Source organism: Candidatus Cloacimonadota bacterium, assembly GCA_020532355.1.
In the GTDB taxonomy this organism is placed as follows: domain Bacteria; phylum Cloacimonadota; class Cloacimonadia; order Cloacimonadales; family Cloacimonadaceae; genus UBA5456.
Genome location: JAJBBD010000233.1, coordinates 14,476 through 27,859, shown reverse-complemented (window position 1 = coordinate 27,859; position 13,384 = coordinate 14,476). Strand labels below are relative to the sequence as shown.

The 13,384-nt window shown below is 42.6% G+C and carries 16 protein-coding genes; 2 read left to right on the top strand and 14 right to left on the bottom strand.

What is annotated here, in order from left to right; all coding sequences use genetic code 11:
- On the top strand, nucleotides 1-322 hold a 322-nt coding region (locus LHW48_08045), incomplete at its 5' end, for a thermonuclease family protein (GenBank protein MCB5260403.1).
- Here the strand turns inward: LHW48_08045 and LHW48_08040 are convergent.
- Genes LHW48_08040 through LHW48_08005 form a run of 8 tightly spaced genes read right to left on the bottom strand, consistent with a single transcriptional unit; the run spans nucleotide 319 to nucleotide 5,755 of the window.
- Complete coding sequence (locus LHW48_08040) at nucleotides 319-972, bottom strand: thiamine diphosphokinase (GenBank protein ID MCB5260402.1); 654 nt, start codon at nucleotides 970-972, stop codon at nucleotides 319-321. The genes LHW48_08045 and LHW48_08040 overlap by 4 nt on opposite strands.
- A complete protein-coding gene (locus LHW48_08035) occupies nucleotides 959-1,837 on the bottom strand; it encodes a M23 family metallopeptidase (GenBank protein ID MCB5260401.1) in 879 nt (292 codons plus the stop codon). The genes LHW48_08040 and LHW48_08035 overlap by 14 nt, the downstream gene beginning before the upstream one ends.
- The gene (locus LHW48_08030; protein ID MCB5260400.1) at nucleotides 1,834-2,598 is read right to left on the bottom strand and encodes an energy-coupling factor transporter transmembrane protein EcfT; all 765 of its coding nucleotides are present in this window, start codon (nucleotides 2,596-2,598) and stop codon (nucleotides 1,834-1,836) included. Before LHW48_08030 ends, LHW48_08035 begins: the two co-directional genes overlap by 4 nt.
- On the bottom strand, nucleotides 2,595-3,173 hold the full coding sequence (locus tag LHW48_08025; protein MCB5260399.1) for an ATP-binding cassette domain-containing protein: 579 nt from the start codon (nucleotides 3,171-3,173) through the stop codon (nucleotides 2,595-2,597). The genes LHW48_08030 and LHW48_08025 overlap by 4 nt, the downstream gene beginning before the upstream one ends.
- Nucleotides 3,166-3,852: an energy-coupling factor ABC transporter ATP-binding protein gene (locus tag LHW48_08020; GenBank protein MCB5260398.1), complete on the bottom strand. Its 687-nt coding sequence runs from the start codon at nucleotides 3,850-3,852 to the stop codon at nucleotides 3,166-3,168. Before LHW48_08020 ends, LHW48_08025 begins: the two co-directional genes overlap by 8 nt.
- Nucleotides 3,821-4,747, bottom strand: coding sequence for a hypothetical protein (locus tag LHW48_08015; GenBank protein ID MCB5260397.1), 927 nt, complete (start codon nucleotides 4,745-4,747; stop codon nucleotides 3,821-3,823). Before LHW48_08015 ends, LHW48_08020 begins: the two co-directional genes overlap by 32 nt.
- Nucleotides 4,744-5,277, bottom strand: coding sequence for an ECF transporter S component (locus LHW48_08010; GenBank protein ID MCB5260396.1), 534 nt, complete (start codon nucleotides 5,275-5,277; stop codon nucleotides 4,744-4,746). Before LHW48_08010 ends, LHW48_08015 begins: the two co-directional genes overlap by 4 nt.
- 1 nt (nucleotide 5,278) lies before the next feature.
- Nucleotides 5,279-5,755 carry a cytidine/deoxycytidylate deaminase family protein gene (locus tag LHW48_08005; GenBank protein MCB5260395.1) on the bottom strand — a complete coding sequence of 159 codons (477 nt, stop codon included), beginning with the start codon at nucleotides 5,753-5,755 and terminating at the stop codon, nucleotides 5,279-5,281.
- Between the two features lie 298 nt (nucleotides 5,756-6,053).
- On the opposite strand from LHW48_08005, the gene LHW48_08000 reads away from it, so the two are divergent.
- On the top strand, nucleotides 6,054-7,277 hold the full coding sequence (locus LHW48_08000) for a hypothetical protein (GenBank protein MCB5260394.1): 1,224 nt from the start codon (nucleotides 6,054-6,056) through the stop codon (nucleotides 7,275-7,277).
- A gap of 2 nt (nucleotides 7,278-7,279) precedes the next feature.
- Here the strand turns inward: LHW48_08000 and LHW48_07995 are convergent, their stop codons facing one another.
- From LHW48_07995 to LHW48_07970, 6 genes are read right to left on the bottom strand one after another with little or no spacing between them, the layout of a single operon-like run.
- Entirely contained in the window at nucleotides 7,280-8,713 is a 1,434-nt protein-coding gene (locus tag LHW48_07995) for a bifunctional metallophosphatase/5'-nucleotidase (protein ID MCB5260393.1), read from the bottom strand.
- Nucleotides 8,710-9,447 carry a 3-deoxy-manno-octulosonate cytidylyltransferase gene (kdsB, locus tag LHW48_07990; protein MCB5260392.1) on the bottom strand — a complete coding sequence of 246 codons (738 nt, stop codon included), beginning with the start codon at nucleotides 9,445-9,447 and terminating at the stop codon, nucleotides 8,710-8,712. Before kdsB ends, LHW48_07995 begins: the two co-directional genes overlap by 4 nt.
- A 23-nt stretch (nucleotides 9,448-9,470) precedes the next feature.
- Complete coding sequence (gene mnmG, locus LHW48_07985; GenBank protein ID MCB5260391.1) at nucleotides 9,471-11,321, bottom strand: tRNA uridine-5-carboxymethylaminomethyl(34) synthesis enzyme MnmG; 1,851 nt, start codon at nucleotides 11,319-11,321, stop codon at nucleotides 9,471-9,473.
- Nucleotides 11,322-11,330: 9 nt separating this feature from the next.
- Nucleotides 11,331-11,939 (bottom strand): ribosome biogenesis GTP-binding protein YihA/YsxC, encoded by a 609-nt coding sequence (gene yihA, locus LHW48_07980; GenBank protein MCB5260390.1) that lies wholly within the window; start codon nucleotides 11,937-11,939, stop codon nucleotides 11,331-11,333.
- Nucleotides 11,932-12,303, bottom strand: coding sequence for a 6-carboxytetrahydropterin synthase QueD (queD, locus tag LHW48_07975; GenBank protein ID MCB5260389.1), 372 nt, complete (start codon nucleotides 12,301-12,303; stop codon nucleotides 11,932-11,934). The genes yihA and queD overlap by 8 nt, the downstream gene beginning before the upstream one ends.
- Nucleotides 12,304-12,311: 8 nt before the next feature.
- Complete coding sequence (locus LHW48_07970; GenBank protein MCB5260388.1) at nucleotides 12,312-13,244, bottom strand: magnesium transporter CorA family protein; 933 nt, start codon at nucleotides 13,242-13,244, stop codon at nucleotides 12,312-12,314.
- Nucleotides 13,245-13,384: the final 140 nt, after the last annotated feature.

Here is a 13,384-nt window from a genome sequence, read left to right as displayed (position 1 = left end):
GTATGCCTACAGAGCTAGCGATTCTCTGTTTATAAACGCTGAAATCATCAAATGTGGCTATGGACATGCCTATACCAGTTTTCCGTTCATCTATCTGGAAGAATTTCTAAAGTATGAGCGTGATGCACGCTTGCAAAAACGTGGATTATGGCAAGATGCAGACAGTCCAGTTTTATCCGCAGATAGTTTGGTTTGGTTCAATCCCGGCAGCAACAAATATCATCGTAAAACTTGTAGATACGCCAAAGAAAGCTCTCTAAGCATTCCCATAACGGAGGCAGAGTATAAAGGACTCGAACCTTGTAAAGTATGCAAACCTTAAGAATTGCCGGTTCTATGTGGGCTATATACAGCCAGCACTTCTCCTGTGTTAAGCTCTATTTCGATCCTGTTCTGGGCAAATACATTGCTAATACCGCGACTTTGATGCTGATAAAGTTGCAATCCATCCAGGGGATATTCTAATCCGGAAGAACTTTTGAATTGGGCTTCATTTCCATAACATAGCAACGATAGAAGGTCTCCTTTTTGTCCTTCGAGTGCGGTGTGCAAGGTTAAAAAGAAGATCTGTTGTTTCTCGCTTTCAATTCGGGCACAAATTCCCTTTCTATGGAGGTTTAGGAGGTTTTGAATTATTGCCAGGCTATGATCAAACCTTCCTTGCATATCGTTACAAATCACAATATCCCGATACCCTTGTTGAATACACCAGTCAAGTGCAAGCTCTGTATCGGTTTCATTTTTCCGCTGTTCATGTTTGTGGACGGCTACATCTTTGAATTGCTGTAACAAATCGATGGGAAGAGAATCAAAATCTCCAATAATCAACTTTGGCGAGAGTTTTAGCTTAGCAACGGCTTCCAAGCCTGCATCAACGGCTAATACGTCTCCACAAATATTTGCATAACCCGATACTATTCTAGCAGGAGCATGATTGGTTATTAGCCAGGCACTTTTCTTAGCGCAATGCATAACGATCGGAGCGGTTCAAATAGTTGGCAGGATTCATTTTGCGATCGTGATAATGCACTTCATAATGCAGATGAGGACCGGTGGAAAGTCCGCTATTTCCCATTAGGGCTATTATCTGACCCTTTTTTACCGCGTCGCCCTTCTTTACTTTGCTGGAGTACAAGTGGGCATAAACGCTCTGGTATCCATTCCCATGATCCAATACTATCCGTTTACCATATCCGCTCAGATAACTTGCATGCAATACAATTCCTGCGGCACTGGCATAGATTGGAGTACCGGTCTCGTTTGCAAAATCGATGCCATAGTGAAATTCCATATTTTTGGTTATGGGGTGAATGCGAGTTCCATAGTGATCGGAAATACGTCCGAAGGTAGGATATATAGAAGGAATATCACCTTCAATAGGTTCTGCAAAAATATCGGGAGTAGTGTCAGCGGGTAGATGAGGGCCTAGTGCCCAAAGTATTTTTACCAGTTCTTGCTCGAGGTTTTCCATTTGTAGCTTGAGTTTAGGGTCTCGTGAGTGATCTGGTTCCATGCTTGCTCCTCCTCGGTAGAGTTCTGGATTGGGAGGATTTGCGGATTTTATTCCCAAAGAGTCTAACATATTATAAATGGAATCCACAGTGGCAGCATAAAGTTCAATTTTAGCACGCAATAAGCTGTTTTCTTCTTCTAAAAGTGCAAGGCGACGTTCTCCACTCCCGCCGCTAACAATATAGCCCATAATGAATGCAAGCACTAGCATTGCCAATAGGATGGCCAGTTTTAGATACATGGGTCTTTTGCCAGGACGTATTTCACCCAAGCCATTAGCATCGAATTGTGTATTATTTTTTATCGTAATTTCCTTATCTCTCATAGCATAGGGTACAATATGCAAGATTTATACCAACTGCTTGTTAAACAAATGCTAAGCATCAACACGGCAAGCATCCATAGATATATGGCAAGATCCCTCAATGTAAATTTGTGGATATATAGGTTACTGCGCTTTCCCCTACTACGAAATCCACGCAGTTCTAAGGCAATAGCTTGTTTGCCGCTTTGTAAGATGATATTTGCGATAGCCGATAGAGAAAGAATCTTATATAAGCTTATCTTCTGTGCCAGTCCAAGCTTGCGAATTCGTATTCCTCGTTCTTTAAGCTCTTGCAGTTGGTCTTTAAAGCGAGATGTATACTCTGGGATGAGATGAATCATATAAGACACCATAAAGGATATTTCTTCCGGTAAGTGAATAGCCGAAAACGCAGAACGGTATAGGCTAAAATCCAAGCTACTCAAACTTATTGCGCAAAGGTATATTATCATAATCCGTAAGCTTAGAAAAGCACTACTGCTAAGGGCTTCACTATATATCTTTACAAAACCTGCACTTAGTATTACCTCTCCTTCTCGACGAAATATCAATTGAATTATAACCAGAGAAAATATGAGCCAGCCTATCTTTTGCAGCTTTGCCAACCTCAATACCAGTAACCGTGCACCTTGTCGAAACTCACTAAGCCAGGCAAGCAAAAACACTAATAGAAGTGTAGCGGGGTTACGCAGAGCAACCGCCAGAGAGCTGTAAAAAACAAAGAGCATAATGTAGGATAAGGGATGCAGCAATCTTTTCATGAGATTTTGCCCTTTTCCAAATGCAACGTTTTATGTATACTAAAAAGTGGCTTAACATGACTAACAATAAGCATTTCCTGCCGCTGTTCCAATATCTCACTTAAAATTGTCATGCGCCTTTCATCCAAAGCCGTGAATGGCTCATCCAGAACCAAATAGTATTGGGGTAAGCAAAGCGCAATACTCAACAAATATGCCTGTTTTGTACCCTTAGATAGCTCGCCTAATGCCAGGCTCCAAATAGTACTATCAAAATCCATCAACAGAGAATGAGATCGCACCATTTCAACGTCTAATCCCGCCATCTGCCAAATCTGCAAATCCTGAGTTAGATTGATTCCCAAGATGCGATTCTCGGGATTTTGAGGCAAATAGAACAGATCTTTATCTGGACGCGTGATTTTGCCTCTAAGTGCCTGTAGCTTATTACACAACAGCATCAGCAATGTGCTTTTTCCACTCCCGTTTTCACCACAAAGCAAAAGCCTTTCATTTGTCGGCAAACACAGATTAAGACCTGCAAACAGCATCTCTCGTCCCGGATAGGCAAAGCTTAAATCTCTAAGCTCAAACATATACTTTGTCCAATTTGATCTGATTATCTGCAAGTGATATCAGTTGTGGATTATGGCTTGATAAGACTATTGCCTTACCCTCGTTGCGTAGGGTTTTTAACCAAGCAACAAGCAATTCCAGTGCATTAGCCGAAAGTCCTGTTTCGGGCTCATCCAAAAGCAGGATGGGGTTTTGCAAGGCATCACACATGGCAAAAAGCAATAATCTTTGTTCTCCACCGCTAAGCTTTTGGGGGGCAAGGGGAAGCATATTCATTAACCCAAATCGGGAAGCTGCCTGAGCTATGCGTTCACGGATAATCTGCGGCTCTAAACCCTTATTCTCCAATGCAAAAGCTATTTCAAGCTCGACTGTAGGCATTAGTAGCATACTTTGGGCATCTGCCACTGCTACACTCATTAGGCGGTAAATTTCGCACAGAGGTATTTCTGTTAAGGCTTGTTTGCCCACCAGAACTTCTCCGTTCACATTTCCCCTTATGCTTTTAGGAATAATGCCGCAAAGGCAATTGATCAAGCTGCTTTTTCCGCTGGAATTTGCTCCGTGGATAGCCAATATTTGCCCGGCATCTACAGATAAATCCAATCCAGTAAAAACAGGGGCTATAGCGTCATCGAAGTACAGGCTTAGATCTTTTGCCCAAAGTTTAGGGAATGAGTTCGAAATATTGAACCTCATCTAAAATCATCGGTTCAGCTAAAACCTCACCAAGCGCAGTCTCTAAAATGTTATCCCGATATTGAAGTTTTAGCATCACATTTGTTGTTAACTGCCATTCTAAAGATTTTGCCAAAGGAATCAATAGTGATGGGTTATTTATATCTATCAATGCCTGATAATCCACCTGCAAATAGCGAATATCTTTCATCCACATCCCACCGGGAATTTGTGGGCTTTTTAAGTTGTAAGTACCACTTTCAGTAAGCTCTAGAACGGCTCCTGCCAGTTGCGAAGGATAACGGAGATTTTGTACCAAACCGTCTCGACTATAAATAAGCACATCTTTGATGGGTAAATCGCTTAGGGCAAAGATAAAATCATCAAAGCAATAACCATTCATGCGCACAAAAGGCTTGGGATTCTCCACCAATTCCTGCGTGGCAAAGAAATCTTTGAGCGGCAAGAACTTAATTGGTATTGGAACCTCTTTGTAATTCTCCAAAAATACCTGTTGTACATCGCGCACCCAGTGCATGCTGCGGATATGGGGAAATATGATGCGTAATTGTTCTTTGGGAAACAGTTTACCTTCGGACGTATGGGCAAGATAACAGGTTAAAGTATCCCATTCCGCTTTATTAAATTTCACTTCGTAACGATCGTTGGAAACAAAGCGTATATTGGCAAAATCTTTAAACTTCTGTTCGGCTAACCAAGTATCGAAGCGAATGCCCTTCCATGTGTTTTCTACAATTTCCTTATCTACTTCTTTAAAAGTACTAAATTCTTGGGCTTGTATCTTAAAGAAATAATCGTAAGAGAATTCATGAACCACTCCATCAATATCGATTATGTTCAACGCTGTTAACGGGATCAGCAACCCCCAAATTATAAGTATAAGTATATTTTTCATACTACTATCCTTGCTTCTTTTAAACTTTTATATATGCCAAAACTCAAGACTCCGCCCAAAATTCCAGAAACAAAAGCCATACCCAATACCGCCAATATTACTAATAAAGGGTGATTGAACATAATTATCACAGATATTAACGCTCCCGCCGCATTTGCCAAACCGCAAATTGAAACTTGTGCCAGAAGGTGTTTGCGGCAAGCAAATAAATAATACACTAAATCTGCTATCAACCCTGGAATAGTATAGCTTATTAAAGATAAGGCTCCCTGATTTCCACTCACGCCAAAAATCAATACCCCCAGTGCTTGGATTATCCCAAAAACCAGGCCAGTAAAAGGTTTATCTACTATTACTACTGCCAGTACCAACCACATCATGTAAAACCCTCCCGCAAAAGAACCACCAGGAATACCCATCGGGCGCGAGATCATCTTAAAAAAGGGACCCACCAATGGTTTAACGGCTATTCCTAAGGCAGCCAAAGCAGCTATAATGATCAAGTCCTTTACGCTAAATTTCTTAAGCATATTACGTAATCCTGGTGCTTTGATTGGTATCCATATTATAAAGATACATCGCGATGCCTGCTTCTACAAATAGCTTTGTCGCCAATTCATCGGGGTATGCATGGGCAATGTAAACTGTTTTAATTTCTGCATTTATAATCATTCGGGCACATATACTGCAAGGCTGATGGGTGCAATACAGTACTGCGCCGCGTGTACTACTGCCATTTATTGCTGCTTGGATAATAGCATTTTGTTCGGCATGGACTCCGCGGCAAAGCTCATGTTTTTCACCTGACGCAACCTTCATTTGCTCTCTCAAACATCCGGTTTCTGCACAATGGGCTATACCTTTGGGGCTGCCGTTATAACCAGTGGATATGAGCTGGTTATCCCGCACCAAGGCGGCACCAACTGCTCGGCGTAAACAGGTGCTGCGGCTGGCGGCAAGAAATGCCATTTTCATAAAATATTCTTGCCAGGAAGGGCGATTAACCATTTTCGAACCTCATTTTTATTGTGTTTAAGCATTAATCGGCTTGACAAAGATTCTGTCAAGCAGGAAGATGCTATAAATCATTTCTTGGTGCAAAGTCTTTTTTATTTTTTACTTGCAACAAGCTATCACGAAGCTCCGTCTCCTATTGCATTAAGTTATAGTTAGCGGAGCTTAAAGCAGACATCATCCTGCAAATACTACACTATCTCAGCTTAAACCCTTCCTTGTTTATGCTTGATACATTAAGGGAGAATCTGATATTAGTAAAGGAATAAATACAAATGAGCCGAAAACAAAGTTGATAAAGAACATTCCGGGATCAAAATCCATTTTGCAGAGAATGTTGGTGCTTGCAGCTCATGCCAAAGCAGATATCCGATTGTTGAACTACAATCCGTGTATGGATGTATTGGAGCTGGAGCAAGCTCTAAAAGTTTATGGCTATCAAATAACCGAGATAGAAAACGGGAAAGCGTTTTGTTTTATTGAAAGCGCTCATCAACAAAGCCGGCATATCTACGAGTTTCACAATTCTGCCACAGGCTTTCGATTGTGGCTCTCGCTTCTGGCAAATTTGCAGGCATTTCCTTCGCAGATAAGGGTTTCCGAGCTTTTGTTAAAACGCGGTTTTGCCCCGCTTATCTCGGTTTTGGAGGAAATGGGAGCAGCCTTTCAACAAAATGCGGGAGAAATTCGAATACAGCCTGCCTTATTGACCGGAGGGAAACATATATTATGTGGCTCGATCAGCAGTCAGTATCATAGCTCATTACTATTGGCAGCGCCGTTCATGCAGCGGGAATTGAGCTTGGAGATATCATTCCATCAGGTGTCTAAACCATATATTCAGCTTAGTGCTCAGATGCTCAAGCAGTTTGGAGCAGAGATAATTGCAACAGATAAAGCCCTAAATGTAAATGCGGGAGATTTCCGATTGCCGGAAGAGTTTTGGGTGGATGCAGATCTTTCAACTGCTGCGTTCTATGTGGTATGGGGTGCTTTGATGACAGAGGGATTAAAGCTTGAGTTGAAAATAAATCCCCAGCTTAGTCAAGCAGATTATGCCATCTTTCCCATTCTTGCCGAGATGGGGCTACAAATTACTTGGGAAAATGAGATCTGTACTGTTAAACCGGCAAAATTGTATGGAGCTTCGTTAAATTTGAGCAACACTCCGGATTTGATGCCGATTCTAAGCATTTTGGCTTTGTTTTGTTCAACTCCTACAACTCTTTATGGAATAGGCAGATTGGCACATAAAGAAAGCAATAGGGTTTTGGGTATTGTGCAGGCTTTCAAGCTTCTGAATATTCAATACAAACTTGCGCCAGATGAGCTTACGATATATCCCTTGGGCAATAGGCAACTGCCGGCACAACAATTGGATACATGCAGTGACCACCGTTTGGTTATGGCGTTTAGTCTGTTGAAGTTTCGCTTCGATCAAATCGAACTGAAAGAGAGCCAATCTATAGAAAAATCGCTACCCTTAAAGATGTGGCAAGGTCCCCAATTGCAATAAAACTAAGGTTTGTTCGAGGGCTTACCGAATTGGAGTTTAACTTGTTGAATGATGGCATCCAAGAATAAATCTCCGGTTTCGTAAATATCAAAGGGTTCAAAGCCTAAGTATTTATCCCACTGACTAAGAATATAATCGTGGCTAACCACGCGGTATACCCTGTCTAAAACCAAATCTTGGTTCCCTATTTTCAATGCTTTAGCATCATCGTTTAGCCAAGAACTCTCGCTCAGTGACATAATATCGAAGGGCTTATTTGCCATGATCTGGCGGTTCAAAACTTGAGCATTCAGCAAATCTTGTCCAGTACAGCTAAACATAACCACTGAATTGCCAAAGGGGATGTATTCATGAAGATCGCGCAGGGTAACAGGTGCGGCTGGCAGGTTTTTGCGCAGACCACCGTTGTTGATCATGGCTAAATCTGCTTGGGGATATTGATTTTTAAGTGCATTTGCTACCCATAATGAGCCTTTAGTGATGTTAAATTTATCCACTTGAAAGGCAAAAGGTAGTGTTCCAGCTACCGTGGCAAGCTCGCGCTCCAGATCTCCAATAGTAGTTTCCATAAAACCGCTCAAATTGCTCTGATAATCTTGTGGAGCTTGGCTAAGTGGAATAAGTCGGTTGGTAAATTCACTAATCCGGTCTCGTTTCACCTTAAGATCTGCCAAGCCCAGATATTGCAGATGACTACCAGCCGAAAGGATGTAGATGCCGTTAACGATGGCAGCTTGAGATAGTGCCAAATGAGAGTGTCCGCCAATAATCATATCGATGCGATCATCCAATTGAGTTGCCAAAAGACTATCGGCTTCCCAACCATTATGAGTAAGCAGTACTATCAAATCGCTGGCTTCATCAACTTCTTCCAGAACACTGTCGATTGCCTGAGTGTAGGGGATGATGTTCAGATTTTGCACGTTTTCGGCTTTCACACGCTCAGGCAGACTTTCGATGGTTAGACCAATTACGCCGATCTTCAGCTTGCCTTTGTTGAATATCTGGTATTTGGCGGTGCCAAAGCTGCTTCCGTCGGGATCAAGGATATTGACACAAAGAAAGGGGAAATCGGCATTTTCTACTAAGGATCGGGCATGAGATTCGCTGATATCGAACTCGTGATTGCCTAAGGCAGCCGCATCTAAATTGAGCATACTAAATACTTCCAGTATAGCCCCGCCTTGTAAACCATCATAGTTTAGCGATGAAAAGATAGAGCCGGTTTGCATATCCCCGGCATCCAACCAAAGTGAGTATTCCGCTTCTTTGCGGGCTTCATCTAAGTGATACTCTAAAGCACGATAACCGCCAATGTTGTTGCGGGCAGGTTCGTATGCAGCGTGACTATCGTTGGTGTGCAATATGCGCAGGTTTTGAGCGCAGGCGCTAATGATTATACTTATTAGAAACAGCAAAATTCGGAAGTTCTTCATACACTTGTTCCTTGAGTAAAGATTTTAGCAATGGATTCGAGATCTTCTGGACTGTCTATACCAATACCCTGATAAGAAGTATTTATCATCCGAATGGGAATGCCGTTTTCTAAGGCGCGCAGTTGTTCCAATTTCTCTATTTGCTCCAATTTGCCTTGAGGAAGACTTACAAAACGCATTAAAGCGGGGTATCGAAACGCATATACGCCAATATGGCGAAAATAAACGCAATCATGCTCGCCATCCCGGTTGTAGGGGATGGGGCTTCGGGAAAAGTATAGAGCATTGCCGTTGTAGTCTGTTACTACTTTAACCAAATTTGGGTTCTTAAGATCTTCTTCTTTATCGAACGGCGTCATCAAACTTGCCATCATCACTTCACTATCGTTAAAAGCTTCTACAAGTGCTTTTAGGGCTTGTGTGCTAATGAGCGGCTCATCACCTTGAACATTTAGGATCACACTATCCTCTTCAAAGAATTCTGCCACGGCGGCAATGCGATCGGTTCCGCTGGGTAAATCACTATCGGTAAGCATCACAATTGCGCCAAATTCTTGGGCAACTGCAGATATTTTGAGGTCGTCGGTGGCAATGATAACATCATTAAATATGCCGGATTTGTGTACTCGCTCCCATACATGTTGGATGATTGGTTTTCCTGCAAGCAGTGCCAGAGGTTTTCCAGGGAAACGAGTTGAGGCATAACGGGCAGGTATTACAGCGTATCTATTCATGTGTAAACTCCCCGGCAGAGGATTTAATTGGTATGCTCCTCCGCCTTGTTGTAGTGCTTTTTCAGCCAAATCAACAGGGCTGATGTGTCGGTGTAATTCACACCTGGGATGCGCATAGCCTGTGCGATGCTGAGCGGCTTGATGCGGGCGAGTTTTTCGCGAGCTTCCCATGCCAGGCTGTTTATCTTGAAGTAATCGATGTCTTTGGGAATAAGATGTTGTTCCGCCTTTCTGTGGCGGGCAAGTTCTTCGTGCATCCGGTTCAGGTAACCGGAGTATTTTATTTCTAGCTCTACGCGTCTGCGAATATCGGGAGTGAAATCCGCAGGTATGTTATAGCCATAATTTTGCAGATCTTCCAAATGTATTTCCGGTCTTTTTAGAAGCATGGCAAACTTGGCTGGTTCTTTCAAATTCGGGTGTATAAGGCTGTTGGTGCTTCTCAAAATGTCAAGTTCACGCTCTTTTATCCTCTTCATGCTTTGAAACGCCTGCCATCTAGAATCAGAAACCAATCCCAGTTTGTAGCCCAATGGCATCAGCCGTTCATCGGCATTATCCTGACGCAAAAGCAAGCGGTATTCGGCACGCGAGGTAAACATACGATAGGGCTCATTAGTTCCGCAACTCACCAGGTCATCTATCAAGACGCCAATATATGCCTCGCTGCGAGAAAGGATTAGCGAATCTTTTCCTTCCAAAGCCAAACTGGCATTTACTCCCGCCATCATGCCCTGTGCAGCCGCTTCCTCATAGCCTGAAGTGCCGTTTATTTGACCCGCTAAATACAAACCTCTAATGCGTTTGCACTCCAATGAGGGGTATATTTCGGAAGGATCCACATAGTCATACTCGATGGCATAAGCATAACGCATGATGCGTGCTTTCTCCAAGCCGGGGATGCTGTGTACCATCCGTTCTTGAACCTCAGTTGGTAAACTGGTGGATATGCCATTTACATAGCCTTCGCTTGTGTGTTCGCCTTCCGGTTCGATAAATACATGATGGTTCTCACGCGATGGGAACTTTACAATCTTATCTTCTATTGAGGGGCAATAGCGAGGTCCAATACCCTTAATTACACCTCCATAAAGAGCAGATTCATGCAAGTGCTCCCGGATTATTTGGTGTGTCTCTAAAGTAGTGTGTGTGAGATAACAGTTTACAACATTACGGAGTTGGATGTTTCGATAGAATGAGAAGCCACTGGGATCTGCATCTCCAGATTGAGTCTCCAATTTACTATAATCAAGACTGTTCAAATCCACTCGTGGAGGGGTACCGGTTTTAAAGCGCAATACTTTAAGCCCCATCTCTGCTAAATTGCGTGATAGTTCATCTGAGGAGGGCTCGCCGCTGCGACCACCCTTATAACTGTTTTTGCCAATGTGGATGCGTCCCGCTAAAAAAGTACCACTGGCGATAACTATTTTGGCGGCATAATAAGAATGCCCTATTTCGCTCACACATCCAATTACCTGGTTTTGTTCCACAAGAATCTGTGCGATATTTGCTTCAATCAGATGTAAATTAGGAGTTGTTTCCACTGCTTCACGCATGATCTGGCTATAACGGTTTCTGTCGTTCTGGGCTCGTGGTGCCCAAACGGCTGGACCTTTACTGCGGTTCAACATGCGGAAATGTATTCCGCTGAGATCTGCCACACGTGCCATTTCTCCGCCCAAAGCATCTATTTCACGGGCAAGATGTCCTTTGGCTGGACCTCCAATTGAGGGATTACAGCTCATACGGCAGATAGCTTCCAACTTAATGGTAAATAGAGCAGTATTCAATCCACGTCGGGCAGAGGCAAGAGCAGCCTCCACACCGGCATGTCCTGCTCCGATCACAATGAGATCATAGAGATTCTGCATAGCTTTGCGTTACAATCTACTCTGCAAGAAATCCGTTATCTGAGTGATGCCAGTATTCTTTAAGGTAGAAACCGGATAAATCGGCTCATCTTTAAGCCCCAATCCTTTCTTGAGTTCGGCAAGCACTTTCTTATGCTTAGTTTTGGGGATTTTATCTGCTTTAGTGGCTATAACGCAGTGATTGATGTTTCGTAAGCGCAATAGTTCCAGCATCATGATGTCTTTCTTATCGGCGGGATGGCGAATATCCACAAGCACGAACATGCTGCGCAGTTGCTGACGCTGTTCGAAGTATTTACTCACCATGCGGCGCCATTTTTCCTGTTCTTTTTGGCTTACTTCCGCAAAGCCATATCCCGGTAGATCGGTAAGCTGCATAAAGCCTGTTTCAACGTTATCATCTATTTTGTAGCGGGTAAGGAAGAAATTGAGCAACCTGGTTTTACCGGGAGTTCCTGAAGTTTTTGCCAAGCCGTGATGATTGGTAAGTAGATTAATTAAAGACGATTTACCCACATTACTTCTTCCGGCAAAAGCAAATTCGGGATATGCAGATGCAGGGTAGTCACTTGGTTCTACCGCACTTTTTACGTAATATGAGTCTATTATTCTAAGCATTGCTATAGATCACGCTACTGCGTTCGGATTCGTAGATTTCCACTTCTTTAATATGAGCCGAATAATCCTTCAACCCTTTTTCTATCTCTTTATATATGAGTCTTGCTAATGTTTCGGAGGTTGGATTAGAGCCGTTCAGAAAGGGCAGATCGTTAAGATACTCATGATCGAACATATCCAATATATCTTTTAGAATCCCTTTGATGATGCCATAATCCAATGCCATACCTATATCATCCAAATCTTCACAGGCAATACCCACACGCACTTTCCAATTGTGTCCATGTAGATTAGAGCAAGCTCCTTTATATCCGCATAGGCGGTGTGCTGCGGAAAAACTATCGGTTACATTAAGTAGGTACATGATGTCTCCTAAAAGTACTTTTTACGAATGAAGATAAATACTAAAAGCACCGAGAGCAACACTGAAAGTCCCATTACTATCAAAAAGGCATAGGGATTTCGTTGCATGGGCAGTTCCACATTCATTCCGTAGATGCTGGCAATAAGGGTTGGCAAAGCCAATATGATGGTGATGGAAGTGAGGAATTTCATTACCACATTCAGGTTATTTGAGATAATTGAAGCGAAGGCATCCATCATACCGCTGAGAATGCTGCTATGGATGTTTGCCATTTCGATAGCTTGTTTGTTTTCGATAATCACATCTTCAATAAGGTCTTCTGCTTCGGGATCATCTTGTAGCCAGCGTGAGCGTTGCATTCGCTCCAGAATAATCTCGTTGCTTTTTAGTGATGTATTAAAGAAAACCAGCGATTTCTCCATTCTCAACAGGCGGATAAGTTCTTTGTTTTTCATGGATTGGTGCAATTCACTTTCGATATTATTGGTACGCCGGTTAATTTCTTTCAAGAACTTCAGATAGTATATAGCCGTGCGCAGGTTGATAGCCAATATAAAGCTTTGTTGTGTAATCCGGAAGGGTCGGTGTTTGCCATCCAGATATTGAGTAAGGATCTCATTTTCATAAAATGAGACGGTTATCACTTTATCTTGCACCACAATTATGCCCAATGGTGCTGTAGCAAAACTTACGCTGGCAGAGCGGTGCCGATAGTAGAGCGGAACGCGCAAAATAATGAGCATTGCTCCCTCATCATATTCCATGCGCGAGTTTTCATCTACATCTTGGAGGTCGGTAATAAAATCTTCGGGGAGGTCGTATCTGGATAACACGGCGTTCATTTCTTCAGAATCAGGATTTTCAAGATGCACCCAGAAGGATTCATCCCAATTAAGAACCGGAACAAAACGCTGCCCAGAAACCTTATAATACAATATCACGGTTACCTCCCTAATTTTATTATTTGATGTCAGAATCTCAGATGGCGTACAAATTGGCAAGATAATTGTTTAATGCGCATAGCCAAATTATACAAAAAAAGGGTACGACTCTATTCTAAGATTTACGTCATACCCTATAT

Excerpts from the sequence above, each read along its gene's own strand:
- LHW48_08040 (MCB5260402.1), bottom strand. The coding sequence starts at position 972 with ATGCATTGCGCTAAGAAAAGTGCCTGGCTAATAACCAATCATGCTCCT.
- LHW48_08035 (MCB5260401.1), bottom strand. The coding sequence starts at position 1,837 with ATGAGAGATAAGGAAATTACGATAAAAAATAATACACAATTCGATGCT.
- LHW48_08030 (MCB5260400.1), bottom strand. The coding sequence starts at position 2,598 with ATGAAAAGATTGCTGCATCCCTTATCCTACATTATGCTCTTTGTTTTT.
- LHW48_08025 (MCB5260399.1), bottom strand. The coding sequence starts at position 3,173 with ATGTTTGAGCTTAGAGATTTAAGCTTTGCCTATCCGGGACGAGAGATG.
- LHW48_08020 (MCB5260398.1), bottom strand. The coding sequence starts at position 3,852 with ATGAGGTTCAATATTTCGAACTCATTCCCTAAACTTTGGGCAAAAGAT.
- LHW48_08015 (MCB5260397.1), bottom strand. The coding sequence starts at position 4,747 with ATGAAAAATATACTTATACTTATAATTTGGGGGTTGCTGATCCCGTTA.
- LHW48_08010 (MCB5260396.1), bottom strand. The coding sequence starts at position 5,277 with ATGCTTAAGAAATTTAGCGTAAAGGACTTGATCATTATAGCTGCTTTG.
- LHW48_08005 (MCB5260395.1), bottom strand. The coding sequence starts at position 5,755 with ATGGTTAATCGCCCTTCCTGGCAAGAATATTTTATGAAAATGGCATTT.
- LHW48_07995 (MCB5260393.1), bottom strand. The coding sequence starts at position 8,713 with ATGAAGAACTTCCGAATTTTGCTGTTTCTAATAAGTATAATCATTAGC.
- kdsB (MCB5260392.1), bottom strand. The coding sequence starts at position 9,447 with ATGAATAGATACGCTGTAATACCTGCCCGTTATGCCTCAACTCGTTTC.
- mnmG (MCB5260391.1), bottom strand. The coding sequence starts at position 11,321 with ATGCAGAATCTCTATGATCTCATTGTGATCGGAGCAGGACATGCCGGT.
- yihA (MCB5260390.1), bottom strand. The coding sequence starts at position 11,939 with ATGCTTAGAATAATAGACTCATATTACGTAAAAAGTGCGGTAGAACCA.
- queD (MCB5260389.1), bottom strand. The coding sequence starts at position 12,303 with ATGTACCTACTTAATGTAACCGATAGTTTTTCCGCAGCACACCGCCTA.